Annotated in this window: 13 protein-coding genes (1 of these 13 running past the window's edge); all 13 read left to right on the plus strand. The window is 53.5% G+C overall.

Going from position 1 to position 6267, the window contains the following annotated elements:
• Window positions 1–306, plus strand: a complete 306-nt coding sequence (rpsN, locus tag ACPW74_RS21175) for a 30S ribosomal protein S14 (RefSeq protein WP_005331161.1) — start codon at window positions 1–3, stop codon at window positions 304–306.
• 19 nt (window positions 307–325) lie between these two features.
• On the plus strand, window positions 326–718 hold the full coding sequence (rpsH, locus tag ACPW74_RS21180; protein WP_010672564.1) for a 30S ribosomal protein S8: 393 nt from the start codon (window positions 326–328) through the stop codon (window positions 716–718).
• A gap of 13 nt (window positions 719–731) precedes the next feature.
• A complete protein-coding gene (gene rplF / locus ACPW74_RS21185; RefSeq protein ID WP_010672565.1) occupies window positions 732–1265 on the plus strand; it encodes a 50S ribosomal protein L6 in 534 nt (177 codons plus the stop codon).
• 9 nt (window positions 1266–1274) lie between these two features.
• On the plus strand, window positions 1275–1628 hold the full coding sequence (gene rplR / locus ACPW74_RS21190; RefSeq protein WP_010672566.1) for a 50S ribosomal protein L18: 354 nt from the start codon (window positions 1275–1277) through the stop codon (window positions 1626–1628).
• Window positions 1629–1642: 14 nt separating this feature from the next.
• Window positions 1643–2143 (plus strand): 30S ribosomal protein S5, encoded by a 501-nt coding sequence (gene rpsE / locus ACPW74_RS21195; RefSeq protein WP_005340605.1) that lies wholly within the window; start codon window positions 1643–1645, stop codon window positions 2141–2143.
• Between the two features lie 6 nt (window positions 2144–2149).
• The gene (gene rpmD, locus ACPW74_RS21200) at window positions 2150–2329 is read left to right on the plus strand and encodes a 50S ribosomal protein L30 (protein ID WP_005307985.1); all 180 of its coding nucleotides are present in this window, start codon (window positions 2150–2152) and stop codon (window positions 2327–2329) included.
• A gap of 2 nt (window positions 2330–2331) precedes the next feature.
• Window positions 2332–2769, plus strand: coding sequence for a 50S ribosomal protein L15 (rplO, locus tag ACPW74_RS21205; protein WP_005307987.1), 438 nt, complete (start codon window positions 2332–2334; stop codon window positions 2767–2769).
• Between the two features lie 8 nt (window positions 2770–2777).
• On the plus strand, window positions 2778–4106 hold the full coding sequence (gene secY, locus ACPW74_RS21210) for a preprotein translocase subunit SecY (protein ID WP_010672567.1): 1329 nt from the start codon (window positions 2778–2780) through the stop codon (window positions 4104–4106).
• Window positions 4107–4133: 27 nt separating this feature from the next.
• Window positions 4134–4247, plus strand: a complete 114-nt coding sequence (rpmJ, locus tag ACPW74_RS21215; protein ID WP_005319705.1) for a 50S ribosomal protein L36 — start codon at window positions 4134–4136, stop codon at window positions 4245–4247.
• A gap of 139 nt (window positions 4248–4386) precedes the next feature.
• Window positions 4387–4743, plus strand: a complete 357-nt coding sequence (gene rpsM / locus ACPW74_RS21220; RefSeq protein WP_005307991.1) for a 30S ribosomal protein S13 — start codon at window positions 4387–4389, stop codon at window positions 4741–4743.
• 14 nt (window positions 4744–4757) lie between these two features.
• The gene (rpsK, locus tag ACPW74_RS21225) at window positions 4758–5147 is read left to right on the plus strand and encodes a 30S ribosomal protein S11 (protein WP_005319702.1); all 390 of its coding nucleotides are present in this window, start codon (window positions 4758–4760) and stop codon (window positions 5145–5147) included.
• 39 nt (window positions 5148–5186) lie between these two features.
• The gene (gene rpsD / locus ACPW74_RS21230; protein WP_010672568.1) at window positions 5187–5807 is read left to right on the plus strand and encodes a 30S ribosomal protein S4; all 621 of its coding nucleotides are present in this window, start codon (window positions 5187–5189) and stop codon (window positions 5805–5807) included.
• 25 nt (window positions 5808–5832) lie between these two features.
• On the plus strand, window positions 5833–6267 hold the beginning of the coding sequence (locus ACPW74_RS21235; protein ID WP_005307997.1) for a DNA-directed RNA polymerase subunit alpha. Its footprint extends 555 nt past the window's final position; only the first 435 of its 990 coding nucleotides appear in the window; it begins with the start codon at window positions 5833–5835; its stop codon lies beyond the right edge, outside the window.

Genomic DNA, 6267 nt, shown 5'->3' on the forward strand with positions numbered 1-6267 from the left:
ATGGCTAAAACATCCATGAAAGCACGTGAAGCAAAGCGTGCGAAGCTGGCAGCCAAGTTCGCGACCAAGCGTACCGAGCTGAAAGCTATCATCGTTGATATGAACGCTTCTGAAGAAGCGCGTTGGGATGCTGTCTTGCAACTGCAACAGCTGCCCCGTGATTCCAGTCCGTCCCGCCAGCGTAACCGTTGCAACATCACTGGTCGTCCGCACGGTTTCCTGCGGAAGTTTGGCCTCTCTCGCATCAAGGTGCGTGAGCATGCCATGAAGGGCGAAATTCCGGGCCTCAAAAAGGCCTCTTGGTAAGAATCTCGGGAGTTAGACTATGAGCATGCAAGATCCGATCGCGGATATGCTGACCCGCATCCGTAACGGTCAGGCGGCGAGCAAAGTTGCGGTTTCCATGCCTTCTTCCAAGCTGAAAGTGGCTATCGCCAAAGTGCTGAAAGAAGAAGGTTACATCGCTGGCTACAACGTAGCTGGTGACGTGAAACCGGAACTGGAAATCGAACTGAAGTATTTCCAGGGCAAGCCGGTTGTAGAACTGATCCAACGCGTGAGCCGTCCCGGCCTGCGTATTTACAAGCGCACTACTGATCTGCCGAAAGTCATGGGCGGTCTCGGTGTTGCTATCGTGTCCACGTCTAAAGGTGTGATGACCGACCGTGCTGCCCGCAAGGCAAGCATGGGTGGTGAGATCATCTGCTACGTCGCTTAATAGGAGGTCGGAAATGTCTCGCGTTGCTAAGGCACCCGTCACTATTCCTGCTGGCGTAGAGGTGACTCTGAACGGCCAAGAACTGTCCATCAAAGGTGGCAAGGGTTCCCTGGTTCGTTCCATCCACGCCGGTGTAGAAGTGACCAAAGAAGACAATGTACTGAAGTTCGCCCCGCGCGATGGCATCGCTGGTGCTGACGCTCAGGCCGGTACTGCCCGTGCATTGGTCAACAACATGGTAGTCGGTGTTACCCAAGGCTTCGAGCGCAAGCTGCAGCTGGTTGGTGTAGGTTACAAAGCCTCCATCAAGGGCAATGCTGTTGCGCTGGCACTGGGCTTCTCTCACCCGGTAGAGCATGCGCTGCCGGCTGGTGTCACCGCTGAATGTCCGTCCGCCACCGAGATCGTTCTGCGTGGTGTGGACAAGCAGCTGGTTGGCCAAGTCGCCGCCGATATCCGTGCTTACCGCGCTCCGGAGCCCTACAAGGGCAAGGGTGTACGCTATGCCAACGAGCAAGTGCGTACTAAAGAAGCTAAGAAGAAGTAAGGTAACACTATGGACAAGAAAGCAGCTCGTCTCCGTCGTGCTACTCGTGCTCGGAAAAAGATGCAGGAACTGGGAGCTACCCGTCTGGTTGTTCACCGTACCCCGCGTCATATCTATGCGCAGGTTATTGCAGCCAACGGTTCCGAAGTTCTGGCCTCTGCTTCCACAGTAGAGAAAGCCATCAGTGAAGCTCTGAAATACACCGGTAACGCAGATGCTGCTACCGCTGTAGGTAAGGCTATCGCTGAGCGTGCTATTGCCAAAGGCGTTCAGAACGTATCTTTCGATCGTTCCGGTTTCAAGTATCACGGTCGTGTAGCCGCTCTGGCTGCCGCTGCTCGTGACGCTGGTCTTCAGTTCTAAGCTAGGAGTCGAAGATGGCTAAAGTCGAATCTCAAGCCGGCGAACTGCAAGAAAAGCTCATTGCAGTAAACCGTGTTTCGAAAACTGTTAAAGGTGGTCGTATCATGTCCTTCACCGCGTTGACCGTGGTGGGTGATGGTAACGGCCGTGTAGGTTACGGTTACGGTAAGGCCCGTGAAGTTCCGGCCGCCATTCAAAAGGCGATGGAACAGGCTAAGCGTAACCTGAACAAGGTTGAGCTGAACAACGGCACCCTGCACCACCCGGTGCGTGGCGTTCACTCTGGTTCCACCGTGTTCATGAAGCCGGCCTCCCAAGGTACTGGTATCATTGCAGGCGGCGCCATGCGTGCCGTACTGGAAGTTGCTGGTATCCACAACGTGCTGGCCAAGACCTACGGTTCCACCAACCCAATCAACGTTGTTCGCGCAACTGTCGACGCTCTGGTTCACGGTCAATCACCGGAACAGATCGCGGCCAAGCGTGGTCTGCGCGTTGAAGAAATTCTGGGGTAATGCGACATGGCTAACACTGTAAAAGTAACTCAAACTCGCAGCTCTATCGGCCGTCTGCCAAAGCACAAGGCGACTCTGCGTGGTCTGGGTCTGCGTCGCATTGGTCACACCGTTGAGCTGGAAGATACTCCCTGCGTACGCGGCATGATCAACCAGGTTTATTACATGGTTAAGGTGGAGGGCTAAGCATGCGTCTGAATACTCTGTCTCCGGCCGCTGGCTCCAAGCGCGTCAAGCACCGTCCGGGCCGTGGTATCGGTTCTGGTCTGGGCAAGACCGGTGGTCGTGGTGTTAAAGGTCAGACCTCTCGTTCCGGTGGCGGCAAGGTCCGCAACGGTTTCGAAGGCGGCCAGATGCCTTTGAAAATCCGTCTGCCGAAGTTCGGTTTCTTCTCTCGCAAATCTTTGGTTTCTGCCGAAGTGCGCCTGAACGAAATCGCCCTGGTAGAAGGTGATGTGGTCGACGTGAGCACTCTGAAGCAAGCCGGTGTTATTACCAAAAACATCGTGTTCGCTAAAGTTGTTCTGTCTGGCAACATTGACCGTGCTGTGACCGTTCGTGGTCTGTCCGTCACCAAGGGTGCACGTGCAGCCATCGAGGCCGCTGGCGGTAAAATCGAGGAATAATCAGTACAATGGCTAAGAAACCAGGATTGGATGTTAAAGCACAAGGTGGTCTGAGCGAACTGAAGAGCCGTCTGCTCTTCGTTCTCGGGGCAATTATCGTGTTCCGTGCAGGCTCTTATGTGCCGATCCCTGGTATTGACGCCGCCGTACTGGCCGAGTTGTTCCAACAACAGAAGGGCACCATCATTGAGATGTTCAACATGTTCAGTGGTGGTGCACTCTCGCGTGCTTCTATTCTTGCACTGGGGATCATGCCGTACATTTCGGCGTCGATTATTATCCAGCTGCTGACTGTGGTTCACCCTGCTCTTGCTGAACTCAAGAAAGAAGGTGAATCCGGCCGTCGCAAGATTAGCCAATATACCCGTTGGGGCACGCTGGTTTTGGGAACGTTCCAGGCCATTGGTATTGCAACAGGTCTGCCGAATATGATGCAAGGACTCGTGACTCATCCGGGTTTGGGCTTCTATTTCACAGCCGTTGTGAGTCTGGTCACCGGTACCATGTTCTTGATGTGGTTGGGTGAACAGATTACCGAGCGTGGGATTGGTAATGGTATCTCGTTGATTATCTTCACAGGTATCGTCGCCGGTCTGCCTCATGCCATTGGCGCTACGGCCGAACAGGCACGTCAAGGGGAATTGCACATCCTGCTGTTGTTGTTGCTGGGCTTGATTGTTTTCGCTGTGACTTACTTTGTGGTGTTCGTGGAGCGTGGTCAGCGTCGTATCGTCGTTAACTATGCCAAGCGTCAACAAGGCCGCCAGGTATTCGCTGCGCAAAGCACACACCTGCCGTTGAAAGTGAATATGGCCGGTGTGATTCCTGCGATTTTCGCATCCAGCATCATCCTCTTCCCGGGTACCATTACCTCCTGGTTTGGTCAGGGCGAGGGCAAGATCGCTGACATTCTGCAACAGGTCTCTATGGTCCTGCAGCCGGGTCAGCCCTTGTACGAGATGCTCTATGCAGCAGCCATTATCTTCTTCTGCTTCTTCTATACCGCGCTGGTGTTCAACCCCCGCGAGACAGCAGATAACCTGAAGAAGAGTGGAGCCTTTATCCCGGGGATCCGCCCGGGCGAGCAGACAGCACGTTACATCGATAAGGTTATGACTCGCCTGACATTGGCAGGTGCGCTCTATATTACCTTTATCTGTCTGGTACCCCAGTTCCTGATGACTGCCTGGAACGTACAGTTCTACTTCGGTGGCACCTCGCTGCTGATTATCGTGGTAGTTATCATGGACTTCATGGCTCAGGTTCAGACCCATATGATGTCTCATCAATATGGCGACGTCCTGAGGAAGGCCAACCTGAAGGGCTACGGCCGCTAAAGGTCGGCGTAGTTACGGAGTTAAGCAATGAAAGTTCGTGCTTCCGTTAAGGCAATCTGCCGTAACTGCAAAATCATCAAGCGTCACGGTGTGGTGCGTGTGATTTGCAGCGAGCCAAAGCATAAACAGCGCCAAGGCTAATTTTTTACGGTTAGTACTTGCAACAAATAGTTGTGCTGGCTAATATAGCCAGCCAACTTTTGTTGTGTATTGGTTGACCGCCACGTATCCGCTCACGGGCTTTGTGGTGGTCGTTATCTACTATATGTAGGAGTGAATAGTGGCCCGTATCGCTGGCATTAACATTCCTGACCATAAACATGCAGTCATTGCGTTGACTGCTATTTATGGCGTCGGTCGTACCCGCTCCAAGGCCATCTGTGCCGCAGCCGGTATCGCTGAGAATGTGAAAATTAAAGACCTGGACGAAGCTCAGATCGAGAGTCTGCGTGAACAAGTAGGTAAATTCACCGTCGAAGGTGACCTGCGTCGTCAGATTTCCATGAACATCAAGCGATTGATGGATCTGGGTTGCTACCGTGGTTTGCGTCACCGTCGTAGCCTGCCTGTTCGTGGTCAACGTACCAAGACCAACGCTCGTACCCGTAAGGGTCCGCGCAAGGCTATCAAGAAGTAACGGGAAGGTAGAAAATGGCTAAAACTCCGACTCGTGCTCGCAAGCGCGTTAAAAAGCAAGTGAGCGACGGTATTGCGCACGTTCATGCATCTTTCAACAACACAATCGTGACCATTACTGACCGTCAGGGCAATGCTCTGTCTTGGGCTACCTCTGGTGGCTCCGGTTTCCGTGGTTCCCGTAAGTCCACTCCGTTTGCTGCCCAGGTAGCTGCTGAGCGTGCTGGTGAGATCGCCAAAGAATACGGCGTGAAGAACCTGGAAGTCATGGTCAAAGGTCCGGGTCCCGGTCGTGAGTCTTCCATCCGCGCTCTGAACGCGGCTGGTTTCCGCATCACTAACATTACTGATGTGACTCCGATCCCGCACAACGGTTGTCGTCCTCCCAAGAAGCGCCGCGTGTAACGCTGTAGCTACTTGGTCTAGGATTGTTGGAGAAAGAAGATGGCAAGATATATCGGTCCTAAGCTTAAGCTTAGCCGTCGTGAGGGCACCGACCTCTTCCTGAAGTCTGGTGTTCGTGCGATTGATTCTAAGTGCAAGATTGACACCGTTCCTGGTCAACACGGTGCGCGTAAAGCGCGTCTGTCCGACTACGGTGTGCAACTGCGCGAGAAACAAAAAGTACGTCGTATCTACGGCGTATTGGAAAAACAGTTCCGCAACTACTACCGCGACGCTGCCCGTCAAAAGGGTAACACCGGTGAAAACCTGTTGCAGCTGCTGGAAGGTCGTCTGGACAACGTCGTCTACCGCATGGGCTTCGGCGCCACTCGTGCTGAATCTCGTCAGCTGGTGAGCCACAAAGCCATCATGGTAAACGGCCGCGTTGTGAATGTTCCTTCTTTCCAGGTATCCCCTGAGGACGTGATCTGCGTTCGCGAGAAGGCTAAGAAGCAAGCGCGTATCAAAGCTTCCCTGGAAGTTGCTGGTCAGCGCGAGAAGCCGACTTGGGTAGAGGTTGACGCTGCTAAGATGGAAGGTGCCTTCAAGCGCCTGCCGGAGCGTTCCGACCTGTCTGCCGACATTAACGAACAGCTGATCGTCGAGCTTTACTCCAAGTAAAGCTAGCTTCTAAAGAGAGGACACAATGCTGGGTTCTGTAACAGATTTTCTTAAACCGCGGCTAGTTGACATCGAGCAAGTTAGCCCGACTCACGCGAAAGTGACTCTCGAGCCGCTTGAGCGTGGCTTTGGCCACACGTTGGGCAATGCCCTGCGTCGTATTTTGCTGTCATCTATGCCCGGTTGTGCGGTTACTGAAGTCGAGATCGACGGAGTACTGCACGAGTACAGCAGCAAAGAAGGTGTACAGGAAGACATTCTTGAAATCCTGCTCAACCTGAAAGGTATCGCTGTGAAGCTGGAAGGCAAGGACGAGGTAACTCTGTCCCTGACCAAGTCTGGAACAGGCCCCGTTACCGCTGGTGATATCACTCACGGTGATGAAGTCGAGATCGTAAACCCGGAGCACGTAATCTGCCACCTGACTGGTGCAAATGCTGAGATCAGCATGCGCCTGAAA

Origin of the sequence: Aeromonas sp. INTO2, assembly GCF_049860605.1 — a bacterium.
GTDB classification, from domain to species: Bacteria; Pseudomonadota; Gammaproteobacteria; order Enterobacterales; family Aeromonadaceae; genus Aeromonas; species Aeromonas caviae.